At 65.8% G+C, this 24,816-nt stretch carries 18 protein-coding genes; 15 read left to right on the top strand and 3 right to left on the bottom strand.

Features of this window, described 5'->3' with window-relative positions; all coding sequences use genetic code 11:
• Complete coding sequence (locus tag D4754_RS12220; protein ID WP_121063895.1) at positions 1 to 975, top strand: quinone oxidoreductase family protein; 975 nt, start codon at positions 1 to 3, stop codon at positions 973 to 975.
• Between the two features lie 243 nt (positions 976 to 1,218).
• Here D4754_RS12220 and pyc read toward each other — a convergent pair whose 3' ends face one another.
• Complete coding sequence (gene pyc / locus D4754_RS12215) at positions 1,219 to 4,665, bottom strand: pyruvate carboxylase (RefSeq protein WP_121063893.1); 3,447 nt, start codon at positions 4,663 to 4,665, stop codon at positions 1,219 to 1,221.
• Between the two features lie 222 nt (positions 4,666 to 4,887).
• On the bottom strand, positions 4,888 to 6,024 hold the full coding sequence (locus tag D4754_RS12210; protein ID WP_205589628.1) for an alpha-hydroxy acid oxidase: 1,137 nt from the start codon (positions 6,022 to 6,024) through the stop codon (positions 4,888 to 4,890).
• 281 nt (positions 6,025 to 6,305) lie between these two features.
• Here D4754_RS12210 and D4754_RS12205 point away from each other — a divergent pair, with 281 nt between their 5' ends.
• Positions 6,306 to 8,642, top strand: a complete 2,337-nt coding sequence (locus tag D4754_RS12205; RefSeq protein ID WP_121063889.1) for an ATP-dependent helicase — start codon at positions 6,306 to 6,308, stop codon at positions 8,640 to 8,642.
• Positions 8,643 to 9,059: 417 nt separating this feature from the next.
• Here D4754_RS12205 and D4754_RS24230 read toward each other — a convergent pair whose 3' ends face one another.
• Entirely contained in the window at positions 9,060 to 9,263 is a 204-nt protein-coding gene (locus D4754_RS24230) for a hypothetical protein (protein ID WP_205589624.1), read from the bottom strand.
• Between the two features lie 872 nt (positions 9,264 to 10,135).
• Here D4754_RS24230 and mraZ point away from each other — a divergent pair.
• The 13 genes from mraZ (at position 10,136) to murB (ending at position 24,809) form a co-directional block, all read left to right on the top strand.
• A complete protein-coding gene (mraZ, locus tag D4754_RS12200; protein WP_121063887.1) occupies positions 10,136 to 10,669 on the top strand; it encodes a division/cell wall cluster transcriptional repressor MraZ in 534 nt (177 codons plus the stop codon).
• A gap of 3 nt (positions 10,670 to 10,672) precedes the next feature.
• Positions 10,673 to 11,653: a 16S rRNA (cytosine(1402)-N(4))-methyltransferase RsmH gene (gene rsmH, locus D4754_RS12195; protein WP_121063885.1), complete on the top strand. Its 981-nt coding sequence runs from the start codon at positions 10,673 to 10,675 to the stop codon at positions 11,651 to 11,653.
• Positions 11,650 to 12,063, top strand: coding sequence for a cell division protein FtsL (gene ftsL, locus D4754_RS12190; RefSeq protein ID WP_240453863.1), 414 nt, complete (start codon positions 11,650 to 11,652; stop codon positions 12,061 to 12,063). Before rsmH ends, ftsL begins: the two co-directional genes overlap by 4 nt.
• Entirely contained in the window at positions 12,060 to 13,847 is a 1,788-nt protein-coding gene (locus D4754_RS12185; protein ID WP_121063883.1) for a peptidoglycan D,D-transpeptidase FtsI family protein, read from the top strand. The genes ftsL and D4754_RS12185 overlap by 4 nt, the downstream gene beginning before the upstream one ends.
• Before the next feature lie 21 nt (positions 13,848 to 13,868).
• On the top strand, positions 13,869 to 15,347 hold the full coding sequence (locus D4754_RS12180; protein WP_121063881.1) for a UDP-N-acetylmuramoyl-L-alanyl-D-glutamate--2,6-diaminopimelate ligase: 1,479 nt from the start codon (positions 13,869 to 13,871) through the stop codon (positions 15,345 to 15,347).
• Positions 15,344 to 16,744 (top strand): UDP-N-acetylmuramoyl-tripeptide--D-alanyl-D-alanine ligase, encoded by a 1,401-nt coding sequence (locus tag D4754_RS12175; RefSeq protein WP_121063879.1) that lies wholly within the window; start codon positions 15,344 to 15,346, stop codon positions 16,742 to 16,744. The genes D4754_RS12180 and D4754_RS12175 overlap by 4 nt, the downstream gene beginning before the upstream one ends.
• Before the next feature lie 27 nt (positions 16,745 to 16,771).
• Positions 16,772 to 17,854 (top strand): phospho-N-acetylmuramoyl-pentapeptide-transferase, encoded by a 1,083-nt coding sequence (gene mraY, locus D4754_RS12170; RefSeq protein WP_121063877.1) that lies wholly within the window; start codon positions 16,772 to 16,774, stop codon positions 17,852 to 17,854.
• A gap of 4 nt (positions 17,855 to 17,858) precedes the next feature.
• Positions 17,859 to 18,266 carry an ACT domain-containing protein gene (locus tag D4754_RS12165; RefSeq protein WP_121063875.1) on the top strand — a complete coding sequence of 136 codons (408 nt, stop codon included), beginning with the start codon at positions 17,859 to 17,861 and terminating at the stop codon, positions 18,264 to 18,266.
• Positions 18,263 to 19,660 carry a UDP-N-acetylmuramoyl-L-alanine--D-glutamate ligase gene (gene murD, locus D4754_RS12160; protein ID WP_121063873.1) on the top strand — a complete coding sequence of 466 codons (1,398 nt, stop codon included), beginning with the start codon at positions 18,263 to 18,265 and terminating at the stop codon, positions 19,658 to 19,660. The genes D4754_RS12165 and murD overlap by 4 nt, the downstream gene beginning before the upstream one ends.
• Positions 19,661 to 19,864: 204 nt before the next feature.
• On the top strand, positions 19,865 to 21,031 hold the full coding sequence (locus tag D4754_RS12155; RefSeq protein ID WP_121063871.1) for a peptidoglycan glycosyltransferase FtsW: 1,167 nt from the start codon (positions 19,865 to 19,867) through the stop codon (positions 21,029 to 21,031).
• Positions 21,028 to 22,152: a UDP-N-acetylglucosamine--N-acetylmuramyl-(pentapeptide) pyrophosphoryl-undecaprenol N-acetylglucosamine transferase gene (locus tag D4754_RS12150; RefSeq protein WP_121063868.1), complete on the top strand. Its 1,125-nt coding sequence runs from the start codon at positions 21,028 to 21,030 to the stop codon at positions 22,150 to 22,152. Before D4754_RS12155 ends, D4754_RS12150 begins: the two co-directional genes overlap by 4 nt.
• A 4-nt stretch (positions 22,153 to 22,156) precedes the next feature.
• Positions 22,157 to 23,563 carry a UDP-N-acetylmuramate--L-alanine ligase gene (gene murC, locus D4754_RS12145; protein WP_121063866.1) on the top strand — a complete coding sequence of 469 codons (1,407 nt, stop codon included), beginning with the start codon at positions 22,157 to 22,159 and terminating at the stop codon, positions 23,561 to 23,563.
• Positions 23,564 to 23,825: 262 nt separating this feature from the next.
• A complete protein-coding gene (gene murB / locus D4754_RS12140) occupies positions 23,826 to 24,809 on the top strand; it encodes a UDP-N-acetylmuramate dehydrogenase (RefSeq protein ID WP_121063864.1) in 984 nt (327 codons plus the stop codon).
• Positions 24,810 to 24,816 lie beyond the last annotated feature (7 nt).

Here is a 24,816-nt window from a genome sequence, read left to right as displayed (position 1 = left end):
ATGGTACGCACGGTTATCATCGAAGAGCAGGGCGGACCTGAGGTTCTGAAACTGGTCGACCGGGAGGTGGGCGAGCCGGGACCGGGCGAGGTGCGCATCCGGCACCGGGCCGTGGGGCTGAACTTCATCGACGTCTACCAGCGGTCGGGCCTCTACTCGCTGCCGCTGCCGGCCGCGCTTGGCATGGAAGCGGCGGGCGAGATCGAGGCGGTGGGCGAGGGCGTCACCCATCTGAAACCGGGGGACCGGGCAGCTTATGCGGCGGTGCCTCCGGGTGCCTACGCCGAGGCGCGGGTGATGCCCGCGGCGCAGGTCTGCCCGTTGCCCGACGATATCGGCTTCGACACCGCCGCGGCGATGATGCTGAAGGGGATGACGGTCAACTACCTGTTCCGCCGGACCGCGCCCATCGCTTCGGGGGATACGGTGTTGTTCCACGCCGCTGCCGGTGGCGTGGGGCTGATCGCCTGCCAATGGGCGCGGTCGGAAGGGATCCGGCTGATCGGTACGGCCGGATCGGACGAGAAATGCGCGCTGGCGCTGGAACATGGCGCGAGCGACTGCATCAACTACCGGACGGAAGATTTCGTGGCGCGTGTGAAGGACCTGACCGATGGCAAGGGCGTGCCGGTGGTCATGGATTCGGTGGGCCGCGACACGTTCGACGGCTCGCTGGAATGCCTGCAACCCTTCGGGATGATGATGTCGTTCGGCAATGCCTCGGGGGCGGTGCCGCCGTTCGATCTGGGACGGCTGGCGGCCGGGGGATCGCTGAAGATCACGCGGCCGACATTGTTCGCCCATACCGCCGATCACGCCACCTGCCAGCAGATGGCGCAGGAGCTGTTCGACAAGGTGTCGTCGGGCGACGTGAAAATCCGGATCGACCAGCGCTTCCCGCTGGCGGACGTGGCAGAGGCGCACAAGGCACTGGAAGCACGGGCCACGACGGGGAGCACTATTCTGGAGCTGTGAAGGGAGCGGTTGCTGACCCTTTAACGTTGATTGAATGAACCTGTACTAGAATCTTGTCGCACCGGAGCGCGTAGCGGTCCGGTTCGCGCCCGACCCGCCCCCCAGGGCGGGCGCGAATTGATACACCGTTCGACGTGCCTCGATGGGCGTTCTCTCACCTGACGACAGTCCAGGCGTTACAGCCCACCCTCGGGTCGGGCGCGAACCTTGCGTCGAGCGATAAGTGAATTGCGAAGTAGGTGATCAAGCGTCTGCCTCGAACTCCACCATCAGGTCCTTGGCATCCAGCTGGGTGCCGGGCTGGACGTTCACCGCCTTCACCGTCCCGTCGCGTTCGGCATGGATGCCCGTCTCCATCTTCATCGCCTCGATGGTCACCAGAAGATCGCCGTCCTTCACCTTCTGCCCGGCCTTCACGGCAACCGTCGCCACCACGCCCGGCATCGGCGCACCCACGTGCAGCGCGTTGCCCGGTTCCGCCTTGGGCCGCGCGGCCGTTTCCGACTTGATCTTGCGATCCGCCACCCGGATCATCCGCGGCACGCCGTTCAGTTCGAAGAACAGCTTCACCTCGCCATCCTCGCCCGTCTCGCTGACCGCCTGCAGGCGGATTTCCAGCGTCTTGCCCGGGTCGATCTCGGCCGAGATCTCCTCGCCCGACTCCATGCCGTAGAAGAAGGTGCGCGTGGGCAGGGTGCGGACGGGGCCATACTTGGCGTGATGCTCAAGGTAATCGGTGAAGACCTTGGGATACATCATGTAGCCGTTCAGATCCTCGTCATCGATCTCGACCTCGTAGGTCTCGGCCAGCTTGGTGCGCTCGGCCTCCATGTCGGCGGGTTCAAGCAGCGAGCCGGGGCGGACGGTGATCGGTTTCTCGTCCTTCAACACCTTCTTCACCACCTCGGGCGGGAAGCCGCCATGGGCCTGGCCCACGTAGCCCTTCATCAACGTGATCACGCTGTCGGGGAACGAAAACTCTGTCTCGGGCTTCATCAGGTCTTCGGTCGTGAGGCCCTGGCTGACCAGCAGCAGCGTCAGATCGCCCACCGTCTTGGCGATGGGCGTCACCTTGATCACGTCGCCGAAGAGCTGGTTCACGTCGGCATAGGTCCGGGCGACCTCGCTCCAGCGTTCTTCCAGCCCCATCGACCGCGCCTGCGCCTTGAGGTTGGTGAACTGTCCGCCCGGCATCTCGTGCAGGTAGACCTCGGACGAGGGCGCTTGAAGATCGGATTCGAAGGCCGCGTATTGCTTGCGGACACTCTCCCAGTAGTTCGAGATGTCTCGGATCGCCGCGATATCCAGTCCCGTGTCGCGCTCCGTGCCCTTCAACGCCTCGACCAGCGTGCCCATCGTCGCCTGCGAGGTATTGCCCGAAAGCGCATCCATCGCGCCGTCGACGGCATCCACCCCGGCCTCGGCCGCGGCGAGGATCGAGGCGCAGGCGATGCCCGCCGTGTCATGCGTATGGAAGTGGATCGGCAGCCCGACCTCTTCCTTCAGCGCCTTGACCAGCGCACTTGCGGCGCGCGGCTTCACCAGCCCGCCCATGTCCTTCAGGCCAAGGATGTGGGTCCCGGCCTCCTTCAGGGCCTTACCCATCTCGACATAGTATTTCAGGTCATACTTGGCGCGGTCGGGGTCGTGGATGTCTCCGGTATAGCAGATGGCGCCTTCCAGCACCTTGCCCGATTCCAGCACCGCATCCATCGATACGCGCATGTTTTCGACCCAGTTCAGCGGATCGAAGACACGGAACACGTCGATGCCCGTTTCGGCGGCCTGGGCCACGAAGCTTTGCACCACGTTGTCGGGATAGTTCGTGTAGCCCACCCCGTTCGAGCCGCGCAGCAGCATCTGCGTCATGACATTGGGCATCCGCTCGCGCAGATCGCGCAGGCGTTGCCACGGGCATTCATGCAGGAAGCGGTAGGCGACATCGAAGGTTGCACCGCCCCAGCATTCGACGCTGAAGAGTTGCGGCAGGTTGGCGGCGTAAGCCGGCGCCACCTTCACCATGTCGTGCGAGCGCATCCGCGTGGCCAGCAGAGACTGGTGCCCGTCGCGCATTGTCGTGTCGGTCATCAGCAACTGGCGCTGTGCCACCATCCAGTCGGCCACTGCCTGCGGGCCCTTCTGTTCCAGCAGGTTGCGCGTGCCCATCATCGGCTCGGCCTTTTGCGCAGGCGGGCGGGGTTCCTTCGATTCGGCCGGTGGGCGGGGGCGGTCCTTCGTCTCCGGGTGCCCGTTCACCGTGATGTCGGCGATATAGGTCAGAACCTTGGTGCCGCGGTCCTGGCGCGAGGCGAACTGGAACAGCTCCGGCGTGTCGTCGATGAATTTCGTCGTATAGGAGTAATCGAGGAACGTCGGGTGCTTCAGCAGGTTCTCGACGAAGGCGATGTTGGTGGAAACACCCCGGATCCGGAACTCGCGCAAGGCACGGTCCATCCGCTTGATCGCCATTTCAGGCGCAGGGGCCCAGGCAGTGACCTTGGTCAGCAGGCTGTCGTAATAGCGCGTGATCACGCCGCCCGCATAGGCCGTGCCACCGTCCAGACGAATGCCCATCCCGGTGGCCGAACGATAGGCCGTCAGGCGGCCGTAATCGGGGATGAAGTTGTTCTGCGGATCCTCTGTCGTGATCCGGGTCTGCAGTGCATGGCCGTTCAGGCGGATATCGTCCTGGCTGTCCTTGCCGGTGGCCTCGGCCACGGTCTTGCCTTCGGCGATCAGGATCTGGGCGCGGACGATGTCGATGCCGGTCACTTCCTCGGTCACCGTATGTTCCACCTGCACGCGGGGGTTCACTTCGATAAAGTAGAACTGGCTTGTTTCCATATCCATCAGGAACTCGACCGTGCCCGCGCATTCGTAATTAACGTGCTTGCAGATGCGGTAGCCCAGCTCGCATATCTCGGCGCGCTGCTCTTCCGTCAGGTAGGGCGCGGGGGCGCGTTCGACGACCTTCTGGTTGCGCCGCTGGACGGAACAATCCCGTTCGAACAGGTGGTACATGCCGCCATGCTTGTCGCCGAGGATCTGGACCTCCACGTGCCGGGCGCGGGTGATCATCTTCTCAAGATAGCCCTCGCCATTGCCGAACGCGTTCTCGGCCTCGCGCCGGCCTTCCAGAACCTTGGTCTCCAGCTCGGCCGACGCCAGCACCGGCCGCATCCCACGCCCGCCGCCGCCCCACGAGGCCTTGAGCATCAGGGGATAGCCGATCTCCTCCGCTTCCTTGCGGATCGCGTCCATGTCGTCGCCCAGCACTTCGGTGGCCGGGATCACGGGCACGCCGGCCTCGATGGCCACCCGACGGGCCGAGGCCTTGTCGCCAAGCGCGCGCATCGTGTCGGCCTTGGGGCCGATGAAGGTGATGCCCGCCCGGTCGCAGGCTTCGACCAGCGCGGGATTTTCCGACAGCAGGCCGTAGCCCGGATGCACCGCATCGGCGCCCGAAAGCTTGGCCACGCGGATGATCTCGTCAATCGACAGGTACGCCGCGACCGGCCCCATGCCTTCGCCGATCCGGTAGGCCTCGTCCGCCTTGAACCGGTGCAGGCCCAGCTTGTCCTCCTCGGCATAGACGGCGACGGTCGTCTTTCCCATCTCGTTGGCCGCGCGCATGATGCGGATGGCGATCTCGCCACGGTTGGCAATGAGGATTTTACGGAACTCGGTCATGGGGGTCTCCTGGCCGCAGAGGGGATCGGTGCGCGTGCGGGGCACGGTGTAACCGAACTGTGAAACAGTTAGCACGGTGCTGCACGTGCAAAAAGATCCGATACCGACATCTGATCAGCCGGTTACGCGGGAATTGCCGGCTGACAAATGACAGGATTTCTGTCGCATGCGAAAGAGCGGCGCCCGACCGGGACCGCGAGCACGTTCCGGTTTATCCGTCGCTCATGACAGGGTGATCGGGGTCGGCAGATCGCCCAGCGTGGCCGCGCCCAGCTGGCCCATGTTCGACACCATGTCCAGCTTCAGCAGGTCGATCAGATGTGCAGGCCCGGCTTCCCCCATTGCGCCAAGCGCGAAATGGAACGCCCGGCCCAGCATCACGAAATCCGCCCCCAACGCGATGGCGCGCAGTATGTCGAGGCCCCCTTCGATCCCGCTGTCGAAGATCAGAGGCAGGGCGGTCGCTTCGCGGACCTTCGGCAGCGCCTCGATACTGGCCATGGCGCCATCGAATTGCCGGCCGGCATGGTTCGACACCCACAGCGCGTCGACGCCGACATCTTCGAGCGCCGCGGCATCGTCGGCGCGCATGACGCCCTTGATGATGAAGGGTCCGTCCCACGCATCGCGCAGCCATTTCACGTATTCGATATCGGGCGAGGTTCGCAGGATGTACCCGATATGCGCCGTCGACGGCAGGCCCAGCTGTTTGTCGACATATTTCTCGATGGTCTTCATCGTCGGCCGTTCGGTCTGCGCCATGCCCATGGCCCAGGCGGGGCACTGCACGATCTGCGTCCAGAGCCGCGCCGTCAGCGCGGGCGGAGAGGTCAACCCCGACCGCACCTGCCGCTCGCGACGCGACGACGCCGGCACGTCGACGGTCAGGATCAGGCCCGAAAACCCCGCGGCCTTGATCCGGTCGATCATGTCGCGCCGGATCTCCGGGTCCTTGGGCGGATACAGCTGGTACCACGCATCGGGCCCGATATGGGGCGCCATGTCCTCGGGCGTGCGGGTGGCGACGGTAGAGATGGAGTAGGGAATCCCCGCTTTCTTCGCCGCCTCGGCCAGCAGGATCTCGGCCCGTGGCCACATCAGCCCCGACATGCCGATGGGCGCCATGCCGAAGGGCACGGGGAAGTCACGTCCCAGGAAACGGGTCCCGAGCCCGGGCTCGATCGGTCCGTGCAGGATCGACGGCTGAAATCCCACCCGGTCCAGCGCGGTGCGGTTGCGCGCGGTCGTGGCCTCGGTCCCGGTGCCGCTGTCCAGATACTCCCAGACGAAATGCGGGATTCGCTTACGCGCACGGCGACGCAGGTCATCGATGGCGGGGAATTTCTGATGCAGATCCATGGGCGGCATTGGTTGCCCGACGCACGTCCGTTGTCCAGCCCCATCCCGCGCAGAGGGGGCTCTGCCCCCGCCCGGGCCTGCGGCCCGGACACCCCCGGAGTATTTAGAGAAAGAAGAAGCGCAAAACGGGCCTGATTTCTCCGGTCTCCAAATACCTCGGGGGAGTCGCGCCGACAGGCGCGGCGGGGGCAGGCCCCCCGGCTTCGGGGGCCGTTAAGAACGAAGCGAACGAAATACGAACAAGTCTTTAACGCCCGTCCATTCCGCTGTATCTTCCACGCATGAGCAGTTTCGACGATATGGACGCCTTCGAAGCCGCGTCCCTTTCCGCCCGCGCCATGGCTGCGCGGCCCACGCCCTATCTTGACGGGCTGAACGACGAGCAGCGCCAGGCGGTCGAGATCCTCGACGGTCCGGTCCTTATGCTGGCGGGTGCCGGCACGGGAAAGACCCGGGCGCTGACGGCGCGGATCGTGCACCTGATGAACACCGGCACCGCGCGCCCGAACGAGATCCTGGCCGTGACCTTCACCAACAAGGCCGCGCGCGAGATGAAGGTGCGCGTGGCCGACATGCTGGGCCAGCCCGTGGAAGGGATGCCCTGGCTGGGCACGTTCCATTCCATCTGCGTGAAGCTCCTGCGGCGCCACGCCGAACTGGTGGGCCTGAAGTCGAACTTCACCATTCTCGATACCGACGACCAGCTGCGCCTGCTGAAACAGCTGGTCCGGGCCGAGAACATCGACGACAAGCGCTGGCCCGCACGGATGCTGGCCGGAATCATTGACAATTGGAAGAACCGCGCCTGGACGCCGGAAAAGGTCCCCGTGGCGGAGGCCGGCGCCTACAATCACCGCGGGACGGAGCTTTACGCCCAGTACCAGGCCCGCCTGAAGGAGCTCAACGCGGTCGATTTCGGGGATCTGCTGCTTCATGTGATCCATATCTTCCAGACGCACGAGGACGTGCTGGACCAGTATCGCCGCTGGTTCCGCTATATCCTTGTCGACGAATATCAGGATACCAACGTCGCGCAGTACATGTGGCTGCGGCTTCTTGCGGCGACGCACAAGAACATCTGCTGCGTGGGCGACGACGACCAGTCGATCTATGGCTGGCGCGGCGCCGAGGTGGGCAACATCCTGCGGTTTGAAAAGGATTTTCCGGGCGCCCACGTGGTGCGGCTGGAACAGAATTATCGCTCGACCCCCCATATCCTCGCCGCGGCCGGGGGCGTGATCGCGGCCAATGAAAAGCGGCTGGGCAAGACGCTCTGGACCGATGCGAGCGAGGGTGAGAAGGTCCGCCTGATCGGGCATTGGGATGGCGAGGAAGAAGCTCGCTGGGTGGGCGACGAGATCGAGTCGATTCAGAAGGGCACCCGCGGGATCCGGCCCATCGACCTGGACGAGATGGCGATCCTTGTCCGCGCCTCGCACCAGATGCGTGCCTTCGAAGACCGGTTCCTGACGATCGGTCTGCCCTACAAGGTGATCGGCGGCCCGCGCTTCTACGAACGGCTCGAGATCCGCGATGCGATGGCCTATTTCCGGCTGGTGGTCAGCCCCGACGACGATCTGGCGTTCGAGCGGATCGTGAACACGCCCAAGCGGGGCCTGGGCGACAAGGCGCAGCAGACCATCCAGGTGACGGCGCGCCAGCATGGCGTGAACCTGATCGAAGGCGCGCGGATCGCCATCGAGGAGGGCGCGATCAAGGGCAAGGGGGCGGGCCAGCTGCGTACCTTGGTCGAGGATCTTGCACGCTGGGGCCGGATGACGGGGGAGGCGGATGTCTCGCACGTGGACCTGGCCGGGCAAGTCCTCGATGAAAGCGGTTACACGGCGATGTGGCAGAACGACAAGACGCCGGAAGCGCCGGGGCGGCTGGAGAACCTGAAGGAACTGGTCAAGGCGCTGGAGAGCTTCGAGAACCTGGAAGGGTTTCTGGAGCACGTCGCGCTGATCATGGACAACGAGGCCGAAGGCGACGGCGCGAAAGTGTCGATCATGACCCTGCACGCGGCCAAGGGGCTGGAGTTTCCCGCCGTCTTCCTGCCGGGCTGGGAGGACGGGCTTTTCCCGTCACAGCGCTCGATGGACGAGACCGGGCTCAAGGGGCTCGAGGAAGAACGCCGGCTGGCCTATGTCGGGATCACGCGGGCGGAGGAGGTCTGCACGATTTCCTTTGCCGCGAACCGGCGGGTATTCGGTCAGTGGCAATCGTCGATGCCGTCGCGGTTCATCGATGAGCTGCCGGCCGATCACGTGGACGTCTTGACGCCGCCGGGCCTTTACGGGGGCGGTCAGCAAGCCGGGGGTGGTGGCGTCGAGACGCGCGCGGCCGAGGCCAATGTCTACAACTCGCCCGGCTGGCGCCGCCTGCAGGCGCGGTCGGCGCAGCGGGGCACGTCGCAGCCCAAGGAAAGCCGCAACATGGTGATCGACCTTGAAGCGGTGTCGTCCTTCACCATGGGTCAGCGCGTGTTTCACCAGAAGTTCGGCTACGGCGTGATCGCCGGGATCGAAGGCGACAAGCTGGACGTCGATTTCGAGAAGGCAGGGCACAAGAAGGTGGTCGCCCGCTTCGTGACGGGAAGCGACGATATTCCGTTCTGACATAGGCTCTGCGGCGAGTGTTCGGCGCCGGGCCTGTGGCCCGGGCGCGCGCTTTCATGGGCAGGGCGCAGGTGTCGCTTGCGCGTTGGTCCGCCCCGGGCGGGAGTAATTGAGGAAGAGAAGAAGGACATCGTGCCTTACTTTCTTCCCGGAATACTCCGGGGGTGCGGCGGCAGCGCCCCCGCGGCAACGGCCGGGCGCATGATCTGAAAATCTGGAAGCCCCCCGAAACGGGAAACGGCGGCCCAAGGGAGGAGGAGGCCGCCGTTTCGAGATGCTACCGGGGTGAGGGAGGAGAAATCCCCGGCGCAACCTGGGCCCGTTTCCGAGCCGTTGTAAAAAGCGGCGACATCAGGGAGGAGGAGGATGCCGCCGCGAGTAACAGGTTCTCTAGGGAGGAGGAGAGGAGAACCTGATTCATATGTTCCTGCGGGCTGTCAGGCCGCCCGCCGCCGTCTTCTTACGATCCTTCACGGTGACCTGCTCTGGCCTTTTACAGTGCGATCCCTTCTGGGTCCGTCTTCCTGTACCGCCGGGCTTGATCGCCCGTTTGCGTTTCGATGAGATGAATATGCGGTAATTGCTGCGGATGCACAACGCCTTGATCGGCAATGCTGCCATGCGGCAAGTGCATGGGCTCATGCGTAATTTTTTTGCGCTGCGCTGAAATCCGGGGCGATACCTGCCCCGTTGCCCAAACGTCATCATCACTCCCGCGTGACATTCCCTGAGGGGTGTCAGGCTGTTTCGCCCCGGTTCGACCGAAATCCCGATTCTTGCGCGACCGACGACTCGTTCGGGTGCGGTACGATCTGTGGATTCGCGTCCGGGCTGTCGGGCCACCGTCGGCCAGGACGGGTGTGATTCCTGCGAAGGCGCGCTTTTGCGCGCGGCATGCAGAGACAGGACTCCGAATATGGGATAGAATGGTACGCGCGCGGGGCGTTCGCGGCTCGTGCCGGAAATCGGGGAACATAGGGTGAAAATTCGGGTAAGATGGGCGTCGCCGCCATTTTTTGGGGAATTCATGGGACAGCACGCCGCCGCCATGATTTCTCTACATTGGCCAAGGGTTTTCGGTCTTGAGGCTATATGTGGTGGTTTCGGGCGAGTTTTCCGCTGAAAAGAGCGCTTCGACCCATCGCCGCTCCGGAAAATTCCCATAAAAAGGTGTTGCAACCCATGCTTTCCCATGGCATTCCTGTTGCATCAGATGAGCGACGCCAACCGGGACGGCAAAGATCACGGAAGGCAACAAAATCAAGGTTTCATACAGGCAACCGCTTCAACTGATGGAAGATCCGGCGCGCGGGCGAGCAGTCATCCCCCCATAAATGCGTGCGCAGTCGGACATTCCCGCAACGCGGGACGAGGCGGCGGGTTGATCGTTGGCAGCGGATCAACCCGCCGTTTTCACGTTTTAAGGGTGCATTTTTACAGACTGGTTTTCGAACGGGGCGGAAAGGGCGCAGGCGCGGACAAAGGGGCAGGCATTGAGCCGCAGGTTCAGGTTCAGAGGCGAGAGCCACCACAAGGTGGACAGCAAGGGGCGGGTTTCGATTCCCGCATCCTTTCGCCGTGTGCTTGAAGAAGGCGACCCCGAATACCAGGCCGTTAAGGCCGAAGGTGATGACGCAGCCCTTCCCAACCCCGAGATCGTGATCGTCTACGGCGATCACCGCCGGAAGTACCTGCAATGCTACACGATGAAAGGCATCGAAGAGGTCGATGCCAAGATCGAGAAGCTTCCCATCGGGCAGGAACGCAAGTTCCTTGAACGACTCTATAACGGGCAGATCCACACAACATCCGTCGACGATACCGGCCGCCTGGTGCTGCCGGCGAAGCTGCGCCAGAAGATCGGGCTGACCGACACGGCGTTCTTCATCGGTGCCGGCACCACGTTCGAGATCTGGAACCCCGAGACCTACGAGGCCGAGGAGGTCTCCAAGATCGAGGACTGGCTGGACGACCAGCCCGACAGTTTCGATCCCCGCGAACTTCTCAACGCCGTCGGGGAGGACTAGGCGATGGCCGGGCACAGCGCTCCCCATGTGCCGGTGCTTCTCCGCCCGCTGCTGCAAGCAGTAGCGCCGGTGCGGGGCACGTGGCTTGACGGAACGTTTGGGGCAGGGGGCTATGCCGCCGGTTTGCTGGACGCCGGCGCCGACAAGGTGATCGGCGTGGATCGCGACCCGCTGGCGCTGGAACTGGCGCAGGGCTGGGCCGGGGCCCATGGCGACAGGCTGCAGCTGGTGCAGGGCGTCTTTTCCAAACTCGATGAATACGGGCGGGATCTGGACGGCGTCGTGCTGGACCTGGGCGTGTCGTCGATGCAGCTGGACCGCGCCGAGCGCGGGTTTTCCTTCATGCGCGACGGGCCGCTGGACATGCGGATGTCGCAGGATGGCCCCAGTGCCGCCGATCTGGTGAACGAGGCCGAGGAGGCCGACCTTGCCAACATACTCTATATATACGGTGAGGAACGGGCGAGCCGCCGTATCGCCAAGCGGATCGTGGCGGAGCGGCTGGACGCGCCGATCGAGACCACCGCGCGCCTGGCCGGTATCGTCGAAGGCTGCCTGCCGCGGCAGCGGCCGGGCCAGTCCCATCCGGCGACGCGCACCTTCCAGGCGTTGCGGATCGCGGTGAACGGAGAATACGAGGAACTCTACAACGGCCTGATGGCCGCGGAACGCGCGCTGGCGCCGGGGGGCTGGCTGGCTGTCGTCAGCTTTCATTCGATCGAGGACCGGATGGTCAAGCGCTTCCTGCAGCATCGTGCCGGCCGCATGGGCCGCGCCAACCGCTATGCGCCCGAGGTGGAGACGACACCGCCGGGCTTTGACCTGCAGGGCCGCCGGGCGATCCCGCCCGATGCCGAGGAACTGGCGGAAAACCCGCGGGCACGGTCGGCCCGGTTGCGGGTGGCCATGCGCACGAAGGCCCCGGCCGAAGAGCTGGAGCCGGAGCAGATCGGAATGCCGCAACTGAAAGGGCGCCGCAAATGAGAGGTGTGTTCTACGTTCTGACCGCCTTGGCGGTCTTTGGCCTGGCCTTCTGGGCCTATCGCGAGAACTACGCGACGCAGCAGGTTCTGGCCGACACGCGCAACCTGCAGCAGAACATCAGCGCCGCCCGGGCGCGGCTGAACGTGCTGAAGGCGGAATGGGCCTACCTGAACCGCCCCGACCGGCTGATGGACCTGACCGAGGCGAATTTCGACCGGCTGGGTCTGCTGCCGCTGCGGCCCGACCAGTTCGGGCATATCGATGAGATTCCCTATCCGCCCGTCGCCGAAATGCAGATGATGAACGTGATCGCGCTGGCCTCCGACAAGGATGGTGGCGCGCCGACCGGGCTGGTTCAGGTCAGGGCCACGCCGGTGCAGTCCCGCGCGAAGACGGAGGTCAGCCAATGACCCGCACGCCCCTGCGCCCCCTGGCCCGGATCCTGCCGGCCCGCGCCCGCGGTGAAAACCCGGACGTCATCGAACGCGAGAACCTGCGCCAGCGCCAGATCGACCAGCAGAACCGCCAGCGTGTCCGTGCCGAAGGGCGGCTTGTGGTTCTGGGGCTGTTCTTCTTCTGTGCCTTCGTGACCATCGGCGCCCGCATGGGCGTTCTGGCGATGACGGAACCGGCCGAACCGGTTGCATCGGCCCACGGGTCCGAGATTGCCGCGCAGCGCGCCGACATCCTTGACCGCAAGGGCCGGGTGCTGGCCACGAACCTCGAAACCCACTCGCTTTACGTCCACCCGTGGCAACTGGTCGATCCCGATGCCGCGATCACCGGGCTGACAGGGATCTTCCCGGATCTCGATCCCGTGGCGCTGGCCAAGATCGTCCACAACCCGAAACGCAAGTTCGCGTGGATCAAGCCGCAGATCAGCCCCGAACAGCGGCAGGCCGTCTTCGACATGGGCGAGCCGGGCCTCCATTTCGGCCCGCGCGAGATGCGGCTTTATCCGAATGGCCCCATCGCGGCGCATATTCTGGGGGGCGCGTCCTTCGGCAAGCAGGGCGTGAACTCGGCCGAGGTGATCGGCGTCGCCGGTGTGGAAAAAAGCTTTGACGAATATCTTCGCGATCCGTCCAACGCCGACAAGCCGCTGGTCCTGTCGCTCGACCTGACGATCCAGGCGGCGATGGAGCGGGTGCTGGAAGGCGGATACCGGCTGATGAACGCCAAGGGCGCCGCGGCGATCCTGATGGATGTGCACACGGGCGAGATCGTGGCCAAGGCGTCCCTGCCGGATTTCGATCCGAACGACCGCCCAAGCCGCGATCCGACGAAGCCCGACGAGGACAGCCCGCTTTTCAACCGTGCGGTGCAGGGGGTGTACGAACTGGGCTCGACCTTCAAGATCTTCACCGCTGCGCAGGCGATGGACCTTGGCCTGGTGACGCCCGACACGATCATCGACATTCGCGGCCCGATCCGGGCTGGCGGGTTCAGGATCAACGATTACCACAATTACGGTCACGAGCTTTCGGTCGACGGGATCATCACCAAGTCGTCGAACGTGGGCACCGCGCGGCTGGCCGAACAGATCGGCGGCGAGCGGCAGAAGGAATTCCTCGAAGCGCTGGGTCTGCTCGATCCCACCCCCTTCGAAATCGCCGAGGCCAGCGGCGTGCGCCCGCTCTTCCCGAAACGCTGGACGCCGCTGTCGACCATGACGATCTCCTACGGCCATGGCGTGTCCACCAGTTCGCTCCATCTTGCGGCGGCCTATGCGACGATTGCCAATGGCGGTTATGCGGTCAGCCCGACCGTGCTGAAGCGGAACGGCCCGCAACACGGGCCCCGCGTGCTGTCGGAGAAGGCGGCGTACGAGGCGCGCCAGATGTTGCGGCACGTGGTGACGCAGGGCACCGCGCGGCGGTTCGGCGACGTACCGGGCTATGCCGTGGCGGGCAAGACGGGCACCGCTGACAAGCCGAAGCGCACGGGGGGCTACCACGAGGACAAGGTGATCGCGACCTTCGCGTCGATGTTCCCGGTGGATGACCCGCGTTACGTGCTGGTCGTGTCGCTCGACGAGGCTTACGAGAATTCCAGCGACGAGGACCGGCGCGAAGCAGGCTGGACGGCGGTTCCCGTCGCGGCCGAGCTGATCGTGCGCATCGCTCCGCTGCTGGGGCTCAGACCGAACGTTGAACCGGGGCAATTGGCTGGTATAAGCCTCTCCGCAAACTAACCCATAAGAAGACGGTGGCGCATGACGCAGGCCAGACTTCTCAGCCAGCTCGGGCTGACGGCCCGCGACGGGCGCGATCCTGACATCACGGGCCTGTCGGTCGACAGCCGCGCTGTGGAACCCGGGCACCTGTTCGCGGCCTTGCCCGGCACGCAGGTCCACGGCGCGACATTCGTGCCGATGGCGCTGGACCGCGGGGCGGCGGCGATACTGACAGATGCGGCCGGCGCCGACATGGCCGCCGATGCACTGGCGGGATCGGACACGGCCGTCGTCGCCGCCGAAGACCCGCGGCAGGTGCTGGCGATGACGGCCGCATTGTGGTTCGGCGCACAGCCGCAGACCATGGTCGCGGTGACGGGGACGAACGGCAAGACATCCGTCGCCAGTTTCGTCCGCCAGATCTGGACGCATCTGGGCCTGTCTGCCGTCAATGTCGGCACGACCGGCATCGAAGGCGCGTGGACGGCCCCGCTGCATCACACCACGCCCGAACCCATCACGCTCCACCGCATGCTGGCGCAGGCCGCGGCGGCAGGCGTCACCCACGCGGCGATGGAGGCATCGAGCCACGGTCTGGAACAACGCCGGCTGGACGGCGTGCATCTTGTGGCGGGCGCGTTCACGAACCTGTCGCAGGATCACATGGATTACCACGCGGGGTTCGATGCCTATTTCGCGGCCAAGGCTGGCCTCTTCCGCCGTGTTCTGCCGGAAGACGGCACGGCGGTGATCGACCTCGACGATCCGCGCGGGCCGGAAATGCGGGCGGTTGCTGCGGCCCGGGGGCAGTCGGTGATCACCGTGGGCCGGGGGCTGGGCGACCTGAACCTTTTGGCGCAGCGCTATGACGCCACGGGGCAGGACCTGCGCTTTGCCTTCCACGGCGTGCCGCAACAGATCCGGCTGGACCTGCTGGGCGGCTTTCAGGCGCAAAACGCGCTCGTCGCCGCCGGGCTTGCCATCGCGTCGGGTTGCGCGCCCGAGCAGGTGTTCCGCGCGCTCCCCGAGCTTTCTTCCGTCCGCGGACGCATGCAGCTTGCCGCCCGACGGTCGAACGGGGCCACCGTTTTCGTCGATTACGCCCATACGCCCGATGCCGTTTCGACCGCGCTGAAGGCGCTGCGCCCGCATGTGCTGGGCCGGATCATCTGCATTGTTGGCGCGGGAGGCGACCGGGATGCGGCCAAGCGCCCGATGATGGGGGCGGCGGCAGTGGAAAACGCCGATCATGTCATCGTCACCGACGACAACCCCCGTACCGAGGACCCGGCGGCGATCCGCGCTGCCATCATGGCCGCGGCCCCCGGTGCCGAGGAAGTCGGCGACCGGGCCGAGGCGATCCTGCGCGGCGTGGCGTCGCTTGGCCCCGGCGATGCCCTGCTGATCGCGGGCAAGGGGCACGAGACCGGGCAGATCGTGGGCGACGACGTGCTGCCCTTCGACGATGTCGAACAGGCCAGCATGGCTGTCGAAGCGCTGGAAGGGAGACCGGTATGACGGCACTGTGGACCGCCGCGGAGGCGGCCGAGGCCACCGGTGGAACGGCACAGGGCGAGTGGCGGGTCTCGGGCCTGTCCATCGACACGCGGACCATCCAGCCGGGCGACCTGTTCATCGCCCTGAAGGCCGCCCGGGACGGGCACGTTTTCGTGGCCGATGCGCTGGCCAAAGGCGCGGCGGCGGCCATGGTCACCCATGTGCCCGATGGCGTGGCTGACGACGCGCCGCTGCTGGTGGTGGACGATGTCCAGACCGCGCTGGAAGCGTTGGGGCGGGCAGGGCGCGCGCGGTGCGATGCGCGGGTCGTCGCGGTGACGGGCAGTGTCGGGAAGACATCGACCAAGGAGATGCTGGCCACCATGCTGGCGCCGCAAGGGCCGACCCATGCCTCGGTCGCCAGCTACAACAATCACTGGGGCGTGCCCCTGACACTGGCGCGCATGCCCCGCGATACCCGCTTTGCCGTGATCGAGATCGGCATGAACCACCCGGGCGAGATCGCACCGCTGGCCCGCATGGCCCGCCCGCATGTTGCCATGGTCACCACCGTTGCGCCCGCGCATCTGGAGGCCTTCGAGAACATCGAAGGCATCGCGCGCGAGAAGGCATCGGTCTTCGAGGGGCTGGAGCCGGGCGGGACCGCCATCGTCAACGCCGATATCGACACGGCTGCCGTGCTGGCCTCGGTCGCGCCGACCCACGGCGCCCGCATCGTGCCCTTCGGCACCAAGCCCGACGGCGAGATGGATGCCTACCAGGCGCTGAAGATCGACGTGGACGGCACCGGCACCCAGGTATCGGCCCGCGCCCAGGGCCACGATTTCACCTTCCGCCTTGCCGCGCCGGGCAAGCATTTCGCGCTGAACGCCCTTGGCGCGCTGGCCGCCGTCGAAGCGATGGGCGCCGACCGGGATCAGGCCATCGCGGCGCTCGCCCAATGGACCGCCGTCACCGGCCGCGGCGCGCGCGAGGACGTGGCGCTGCCCGGCGGCGCGCTGCACCTGATCGACGATTCCTACAACGCCAACCCGGCGTCGCTGGCAGCATCGCTGGAAGTGCTGGCTTCGACCGGCGACGCCGGGGGGCGCAGGATCGTGATCCTGGGCGACATGCTGGAACTTGGGCCGACCTCTGCCGATCTGCACGCGGCGCTGGCCGATCTGCCGGCGATGGCCGTGATCGACAAGGTGCATTGCGTCGGACCGCAGATGGCGTATTTGCACACGGCATTGCCCGAGGCGCGGCGGGGGCGGCAGGTGGAGACCAGCGCCGAACTCGTGCCGCAGCTGGGCGCGGAGTTGCAGCCGGGGGACACGGTACTTGTCAAAGGTTCGCTGGGCATGAAGCTGGCAGTTGTGGTTAACGGTATTCGCAAGCTCGGGGAAACCGGCTGACGATGGCGGTCGGGTGAAGGACGGAACATGCTCTATTGGCTGACGACACTTTCGGACGGGGGGGATTTCTTCAACCTCTTCCGCTACATAACGGTTCGCGCCGGGGCGGCTTTCCTGACGTCGCTTCTGTTCGCCTTCGTTTTCGGGCGGCCGTTGATCAACGTGCTGCGTCGCCGGCAGGGCAAGGGCCAGCCTATCCGCGATGACGGACCGGAGGGCCACTTTTCCAAGGCCGGGACCCCCACGATGGGGGGCCTGCTGATCGTCGGCGCGCTGACGACATCGACGCTGCTGTGGGCGCGGCTCGACAATGCGTTCGTGTGGCTGGTGCTGTTCGTGATGCTGTCCTACGGCGCCATCGGTTTCTGGGACGATTACGCCAAGGTGTCGAAGGGCAACACCAAGGGCGTGCCGGGCCGCGTGCGGCTGGGCCTTGGCTTCCTGATCGCGCTGATCGCGTCGGTCTGGGCCGTCTGGTACCATCCGGCCGAACTGCGGTTCGAACTGGCGGTCCCGGTGTTCAAGGACGTGCTGCTGCACCTTGGCTATTTCTACATTCCCGTCGCCATGTTCGTGATCGTGGGCGCGGCCAACGCCGTGAACCTGACCGACGGGCTGGACGGGCTGGCCATCATGCCGGTGATGATCGCCACCATGACGCTGGGCGTCATCGCCTATGCCGTGGGCCGGGTCGACTTCACCGAGTATCTCGAAGTTCACTACGTTCCCGGCACGGGCGAGATCCTGATCTTCGCGTTGGCGCTTTTCGGCGCCGGGCTTGGCTTTTTGTGGTACAACGCACCGCCGGCGGCGGTGTTCATGGGCGATACCGGGTCTCTGGCGCTTGGCGGTGCCTTGGGGGCGATTGCCGTTGTCACCAAGCACGAACTGGTGCTGGGCATCATCGGCGGGTTGTTCGTGGTCGAGGCGCTGAGCGTGATCATCCAGGTCGCCTACTTCAAGCGGACCGGCAAGCGCGTGTTCCTGATGGCGCCGATCCACCACCATTACGAAAAGAAGGGCTGGGCGGAGCCCACCATCGTGATCCGCTTCTGGATTATCTCGCTGATCCTCGCCATGATCGGGCTGGCAACGCTGAAGGTACGGTAGGATCATGACGGTCAGGGACACGGGCGCGATGATCGCGGGTATGAGCCCGCGTCTGGATCCGGGTCTCTGGCACTTCTGCACCGTGGACCCTGACGGGCCGCTGGCCCCTCGCGTGAAGGAATGCGCCTTGAGTACCTTCATCGAAGACGAAGGCCTGTCGGCGATCCTGCCCGGGGACGATGCAAAGGCGCTGGGTCTTGCCGGCCCCTTGCCGATGCGGCGGATCACGCTGCAGGTAAATTCGGCGCTCGACGGGGTCGGGCTGACGGCCGCGGTGGCCGGTGAACTGGCCAGGGCGGGCATTCCCTGCAACATGGTCGCGGCCTTCCATCACGATCATGTCTTCGTGCCCGCCGACCGCGCGGCCGAGGCGCTGACGCGCTTGCAAGCTCGCGCCGGGGCATCGTCATGATCCCGGTGCGTTTCGTCAAGGGCGCGACGGTGGGTGTGCTGGGTCTGGGCCGGTCGGGCATGGCCGCGGCCGAGGCGCTGGAGGCAGGCGGCGCCACGGTCATCCTGTGGGACGACAACGCCCCCGCCCGCGATAAGGCCGAAGGCTATGGCTATGACACCCGCGACCTGTCGCGGGATGACGTGATGGCGGAACTCGACCTGCTGGTCGTCTCGCCCGGCATCCCGCACCTGTACCCTGCGCCCCACAAGGCCATCGCCGCGGCCTACGCGGCCAGCGTGCCGGTGGACAACGATATCGGGCTGTTCTTCCGGTCATTGGCGACCGAGGCGTGGGACAGTCTCGACGTGCCGCCGCGCGTGATCGCGGTGACGGGGTCGAACGGGAAATCCACCACTGCCGCGCTGATCCACCATATCCTGGAAATCGCAGGAAAGCCCGTGCAGCTTGCCGGCAATATCGGCCGGGGCGTGCTGTCGATCGATCCGCCGGGCGAAGGGGCCGCGGTGGTGCTTGAGCTGTCGTCCTACCAGACCGACCTGGCCCGCGCGATGACGCCCGACATTGCCGTGTTCACCAACCTGTCGCCGGACCATCTGGACCGGCACGCGGGGCTGGGCGGGTACTTCGCCGCCAAGCGCCGTCTCTTCGCCGAAGGCGGGCCGGACCGCGCAGTGATCGGCGTGGACGAGGCCGAGGGCCAGTACCTTGCCGGGCAACTCAGCGAAGGGCCCACCGATGACCGGGTGATCCGCGTTGCCGTCGGGCACAAGCTGGCGGGGCCGGGCTGGAACGTTATGGCCCGCAAGGGTTTCCTTTCGGAAACCCGCAAGGGGCGGCAGCAGGCCAGCATCGACCTGCGCGGAATCCCGGGCCTGCCGGGGGCGCACAACCACCAGAACGCCTGCGCCGCCTACGCCGCCTGCCGCGCGCTGGGGCTGGCGCCCCGGCTGATCGAGGATGGCTTGCGGTCCTATCCGGGCCTGCCGCACCGCTCCCAGATCGTGGGCGAAAAGGACGGCATCACCTTCGTCAACGACAGCAAGGCCACCAATGTCGACAGCGCGGTGAAAGCCCTGTCTGCCTTCCCGCGCATCCGCTGGATCTGTGGCGGGCTGGAGAAGGAAGGCGGGCTTGGCGCGCTGAAAGGCCAGACCGGCGCCGTGGCCAAGGCCTATGTCATCGGGCGCGCCGCGGCCGGTTTCGCGCTGGAACTGGATGTCGAGGCCGAGATCTGCACGACGATGGCCCAGGCCGTCGAACGCGCCGTGGCCGAGGCACAGCCGGGCGATACAATCCTGCTGGCCCCCGCCGCCGCCAGCTTCGACCAGTACGACAATTTCGAACAGCGCGGCGCCGATTTCATGGCCGAAGTGGCGCAATACCTGCGGTAGAACCGCGGATTTGTAGCGCCCGCGTTACGACAAAGCGGCTTATGCACGCCGAGCCATGCAATTTGTCTGGCCCGCGCGGCCAATTTTACGTAACTTGTCGCAAAATCCCGTAAACGGGACACGACCTGAGGCAGATCTCCGGGAAGCGACAATCGGCTTGGACAACAAGCGGGCGGTTTCCGGTCAATAGAGCGGTGAATATCCATGACAGACATGGTCTATGGTGCGGTTCCGCGCCAGACGAGCGAACCTCTCCTTCCGAAATGGTGGCGAACGCTCGACAAGTGGAGCCTCGTTTGCGTCCTGATCCTGTTTGCGATCGGCCTGCTGCTGGGGCTGGCCGCATCGGTGCCGCTGGCCGAACGCAACGGGCTTGATCCTTTCCACTATGTGCAGCGACAGGCGGCTTTCGGGACGCTGGCGCTGATCGTTATGCTGGGCATGTCGATGCTGTCGCCCTCGATGGTGCGCCGGCTGGCCGCTCTGGGGTTCCTCGTGTCCTTCATCGCGCTGGCCGGGCTGCCCTTCCTGGGCACCGATTTCGGCAAGGGCGCGGTGCGCTGGTATTCGATGGGGTTCGGGTCGATCCAGCCGGCTGAATTCCTGAAACCGGGCTTCGTGGTCATGTCGGCCTGGCTTCTTGCCGCAAGCCAGCAGGTGGGCGGCCCGCCGGGCAAGACATGGTCGTTCGTGCTGTGCGCGGCGATCATCGGCATGCTCGTGGCCCAGCCCGATTTCGGGCAGGCCAGCCTGATCCTGTTTGCCTGGGGCGTGATGTACTTCGTGGCGGGTGCGCCGATGATCCTGCTGGTGGGCATGGCGGGCTTCACCGTGCTGGGCGGTATCCTGGCCTATTCGCAATCCGAACACGTCGCCCGCCGGATCGACGGCTTCCTGACCGCCGAACTGGACCCGACCACCCAGCTGGGCTTTGCCTCAAACGCGATCCGTGAAGGCGGGCTGTTCGGTGTCGGCGTGGGCGAGGGGCAGGTGAAATGGTCGCTGCCGGATGCGCATACCGATTTCATCATCGCCGTCGCGGCCGAGGAATACGGCCTTGTCCTGATCGGCGTGATCATCTTGCTGTATTCGCTGATCGTCCTGCGGTCGCTGTTCCGCCTGATGCGCGAGCGTGACCCTTTCATCCGCCTCGCCGGCACCGGCCTGGCCTGCATCTTCGGCATTCAGGCCATCATCAACATGGGCGTGGCCGCCCGGCTTCTGCCCGCGAAAGGCATGACGCTTCCCTTCGTCAGCTATGGCGGGTCGTCCCTGATCGCGGGCGGTATCGCCATCGGCATGCTGCTGGCCCTGACCAGGACCCGCCCGCAGGGCGAGATCGGTGACATCCTGCGGAGCCGGCGCCGATGAGCGGACACCTGTTGATCGCAGCGGGCGGCACCGGCGGGCACATGTTCCCCGCGCAGGCGCTTGCAGAAGAAATGCTGAACCGCGGCTGGCACGTGACATTGTCGACCGATGATCGCGGCGCCCGCTACACCGGCAAGTTTCCTGCCGCCGTGCGCATCCGCAAGGTTCCCAGCGCCACCTTCGCGCGGGGTGGCGCTCTGTCCAAGGCGCTGGTGCCGTTCCGCGTCGCGGCGGGTGTCATCGGCGCGATCTTCCAGATGACTGTCGACCGCCCCAGCGTCGTGGTGGGCTTCGGCGGCTACCCGTCGATCCCCGCGCTGTGTGCCGCTTTCGTGCTGCGGATCCCGCGGATGATCCACGAACAGAACGGCGTGCTGGGCAAGGTGAACAGCCTCTTTGCGCCCCGCGTGGCCAAGGTGGCCTGCGGCGTCTGGCCCACGCAGCTGCCCAAGGGCGCGACCGGTGTCCAGACGGGCAACCCCGTGCGCGGCGCCGTCATGGCCCGCGCCGCGGCGCCCTATATCGCGCCGGGTGATTACCCCATGTCGGTCCTCGTCCTTGGCGGCAGCCAGGGCGCGCGCATCCTGTCCGATGTCGTCCCCGCCGCCGTCGCACAGATGCCCGAGGAACAGCGCCAGCACATGCGCCTGTCGCAACAGGCGCGGCCCGAAGATGTCGACCGTGTCACCGCGGCCTATGCCGAGATGGGCGTGAACGCCACGGTCGAGACGTTCTTCAACGATGTCCCCGAACGCATGGCCGAAGCGCAGCTTGTCATCGCCCGCGCCGGTGCCTCCACCGTGGCCGACCTGACGGTGATCGGCCGCCCGTCGATCCTTGTCCCCTTTGCCGCCGCGGCGGGCGATCATCAAAGCGCCAATGCGTCGATGCTGGTCAAGGCCGGCGCTGCCGTGCTCATCCCGGAATCGCGGTTTGACGCCGAAACCCTCTCGACGCATATGACCGCCATCCTGACGAATCCCGATGCCGCCCAGCAGATGGCCGCCGGCGCCCTGTCCGAAGGCCGCCCCGACGCGACAACGGCCTTGGCCGCGCTGGTCGAAGAGCTGTCAGGCCAAACAGCACCAGACGGCCCGGACAGGGCCGCGACCCAGGAGTGATCCGATGAACCCTGCCACCAAACTCCCCACCGATGTCGGTGCGATCCATTTCGTGGGCATCGGCGGCATCGGCATGTCGGGCATCGCCGAGGTGCTCTTGAACCTCGGCTACCGGGTGCAGGGATCGGACCTGAAGGACTCCAAGATCACCGACCGCCTGAAGGGGCTGGGCGCGCAGATCTTCATCGGCCAGACAGGCGACAATCTGGAAGGGGCCGAGGTCGTTGTGATCTCCTCCGCCATCAAGCCCGGCAACCCGGAACTGGACGAGGCCCGCCTGCGCGGTCTGCCCGTCGTCCGCCGCGCCGACATGCTGGCCGAACTGATGCGCCTGAAATCCAACGTCGCCATCGCCGGCACCCACGGCAAGACGACGACCACCACCATGGTCGCCACGCTGCTGGACGCGGGCGGCTACGATCCCACGGTCGTAAACGGCGGCATCATCCACGCCTACGGTTCGAACGCGCGGATGGGGCAGGGCGAATGGATGGTGGTCGAGGCGGATGAAAGCGACGGCTCGTTCAACCGCCTGCCGGCCACCGTCGCCATCGTGACGAATATCGACCCCGAGCACATGGAGCACTGGGGCTCCATCGAGGCGCTCCGCCAGGGCTTCCTGGATTTCGTGTCGAACATCCCGTTCTACGGCGTGGCCGTGTGCTGCACCGATCACCCGGAGGTGCAGGCGCTGGTGGGCCGCGTGACCGACCGCAAGGTCACGACCTACGGCTTCAACGCCCAGGCCGACGTGCGCGCGGTGAACCTGACCTACAAGGCCGGCACCGCCCATTTCGACGTGATCCTGCAGGCCGAGGATATCACGATCGAGGGCTGCGCGCTGCCGATGCCGGGCGACCACAACGTGCTGAACGCGCTGTCGGCCATCGCCGTGTCCCGCCATCTTGGCATGAAGGCCAGCGAAATTCGCGAGGCGCTGGCGAACTTCAAGGGCGTCAACCGCCGCTTCACCAAGGTCGGCACCGTGAACGGGGTGACGATCATCGACGATTACGGGCACCACCCGGTTGAAATTGCCGCCGTCCTGAAAGCCGCGCGTCAAGCGACCGAGGGCCGCGTCATCGCCGTCCACCAGCCGCACCGCTATTCGCGCCTGTCTTCCCTGTTCGACGACTTCTGCGGCTGCTTCAACGAGGCCGACGTGGTCGGCATCCTCGACGTCTTCGCCGCCGGAGAAGCCCCCATCGAAGGCGCCAGCCGGGACGATCTGGTGTCGGGACTGATCCGCCACGGCCACCGCCACGCCCGCGCCATCATGGACGAGGAAGATCTTGCCCGGCTGGTGCGCGAACAGGCTGGGCCCGGGGACATGGTGGTCTGCCTCGGCGCCGGAAACATCACAGCGATGGCGCACGGGTTGCCTGAGCGGTTGATGAAGAAGAGCGCTTAACTTCAAGATATTTAGTAAGCCCCCTCAACAAGACGCCCCCCGACGCGTCAGCGTCGGATCGCGCCCGACCCGCCCCCAGGGCGGGCGCGATTTCGTGAGGCGTTCGCCCGGCCGGGAGGATGGGAAGAAGAATAGCGGCGGTCCAGGCGTTCAGGCCCACCCTCGGGTCGGGCGCGATCCTTGGGACAGGGGAGTGACCGTTGGACTTGCCCCTTTTCGTTTCGGTGGGTACGCGGGGGTCAAGCTTGAGACGTGAGGGGTCATGACCGGACAAACCGAATTGCCGAACGCGCGCGGGGCGGTGACGCCGGGGCGCGAGATGGCCGGGCTCACGTGGTTGCGCGTGGGCGGGCCGGCGGATGTGCTGTTCCAGCCGGCGGATCTGATGGATCTTTCGGTTGTTCTGAAAGCTCTGCCCGCGGACGTGCCGGTGTTTCCGATGGGCGTCGGCTCGAACCTGATCGTGCGGGATGGGGGGCTTCGGGCTCTCGTCATCCGGCTGGGGCGGGGGTTCAACGGGATCTCGGTTCAGGGCAATCGCGTGACTGCAGGGGCCGCGGCGCTGGATGCGCATGTGGCGCGGAAGGCGGCGGAGGCGGGCGTGGATCTGACCTTCCTGCGCACCATCCCGGGATCTGTCGGCGGGGCCGTGCGGATGAATGCCGGGTGCTACGGGACCTACACGGCGGACGTTCTGGTCGACGCGAAAGCGGTTCTACGCACCGGCGAAATCGTCACGCTGACCCCCGAAACCCTGAACTTCCGCTACCGGCAGAGCGATCTGCCCGAGGGCGCCGTGCTGGTCGAGGCCACGTTCGAAGCGCCGAATGGCGACCCGGCGGCCTTGCAAGCGCGGATGGACGAACAGCTTGCCGCGCGGGACAGATCTCAGCCGACGAAGGACCGCAGCGCGGGGTCGACGTTCCGCAACCCGGCCGGGTTTTCCTCGACCGGGCGGGCCGACGACGTGCACGATCTGAAGGCGTGGAAGGTGATCGACGACGCAGGCTTGCGCGGGCACACCATCGGCGGCGCGCAGATGAGCGGGAAGCATTCGAACTTCATGATCAACACCGGCACCGCCACCGCCGAGGACCTTGAGTCACTTGGTGAATTCGTGCGGAAAAAGGTTTACGAAACGAGCCGCATCAAGCTAGAGTGGGAAATCATGAGGGTCGGCGAACCGGCCCCTGGCAGGCAGCCCATACCGACATTCGAAGACGAAACGACGGACGGCGCGCCTTAAGAACCAA

This window comes from Chachezhania antarctica (assembly GCF_003646465.1).
Classification (GTDB): domain Bacteria; phylum Pseudomonadota; class Alphaproteobacteria; order Rhodobacterales; family Rhodobacteraceae; genus Chachezhania; species Chachezhania antarctica.
This window is presented reverse-complemented; position numbering and strand designations above follow the sequence as displayed.

Bases quoted from the DNA above. Each gene is read 5' to 3' on its own strand.
- mraY (WP_121063877.1), top strand. From the start codon at position 16,772: ATGCTCTATTGGCTGACGACACTTTCGGACGGGGGGGATTTCTTCAAC.
- ftsL (WP_240453863.1), top strand. From the start codon at position 11,650: ATGAGAGGTGTGTTCTACGTTCTGACCGCCTTGGCGGTCTTTGGCCTG.
- D4754_RS12150 (WP_121063868.1), top strand. From the start codon at position 21,028: ATGAGCGGACACCTGTTGATCGCAGCGGGCGGCACCGGCGGGCACATG.
- D4754_RS12220 (WP_121063895.1), top strand. From the start codon at position 1: ATGGTACGCACGGTTATCATCGAAGAGCAGGGCGGACCTGAGGTTCTG.
- D4754_RS12155 (WP_121063871.1), top strand. From the start codon at position 19,865: ATGACAGACATGGTCTATGGTGCGGTTCCGCGCCAGACGAGCGAACCT.
- D4754_RS12165 (WP_121063875.1), top strand. From the start codon at position 17,859: ATGACGGTCAGGGACACGGGCGCGATGATCGCGGGTATGAGCCCGCGT.
- murB (WP_121063864.1), top strand. From the start codon at position 23,826: ATGACCGGACAAACCGAATTGCCGAACGCGCGCGGGGCGGTGACGCCG.
- D4754_RS12180 (WP_121063881.1), top strand. From the start codon at position 13,869: ATGACGCAGGCCAGACTTCTCAGCCAGCTCGGGCTGACGGCCCGCGAC.
- D4754_RS12205 (WP_121063889.1), top strand. From the start codon at position 6,306: ATGAGCAGTTTCGACGATATGGACGCCTTCGAAGCCGCGTCCCTTTCC.
- murC (WP_121063866.1), top strand. From the start codon at position 22,157: ATGAACCCTGCCACCAAACTCCCCACCGATGTCGGTGCGATCCATTTC.
- rsmH (WP_121063885.1), top strand. From the start codon at position 10,673: ATGGCCGGGCACAGCGCTCCCCATGTGCCGGTGCTTCTCCGCCCGCTG.
- murD (WP_121063873.1), top strand. From the start codon at position 18,263: ATGATCCCGGTGCGTTTCGTCAAGGGCGCGACGGTGGGTGTGCTGGGT.
- D4754_RS12210 (WP_205589628.1), bottom strand. From the start codon at position 6,024: ATGGATCTGCATCAGAAATTCCCCGCCATCGATGACCTGCGTCGCCGT.
- D4754_RS12175 (WP_121063879.1), top strand. From the start codon at position 15,344: ATGACGGCACTGTGGACCGCCGCGGAGGCGGCCGAGGCCACCGGTGGA.
- pyc (WP_121063893.1), bottom strand. From the start codon at position 4,665: ATGACCGAGTTCCGTAAAATCCTCATTGCCAACCGTGGCGAGATCGCC.
- D4754_RS12185 (WP_121063883.1), top strand. From the start codon at position 12,060: ATGACCCGCACGCCCCTGCGCCCCCTGGCCCGGATCCTGCCGGCCCGC.
- D4754_RS24230 (WP_205589624.1), bottom strand. From the start codon at position 9,263: ATGGCAGCATTGCCGATCAAGGCGTTGTGCATCCGCAGCAATTACCGC.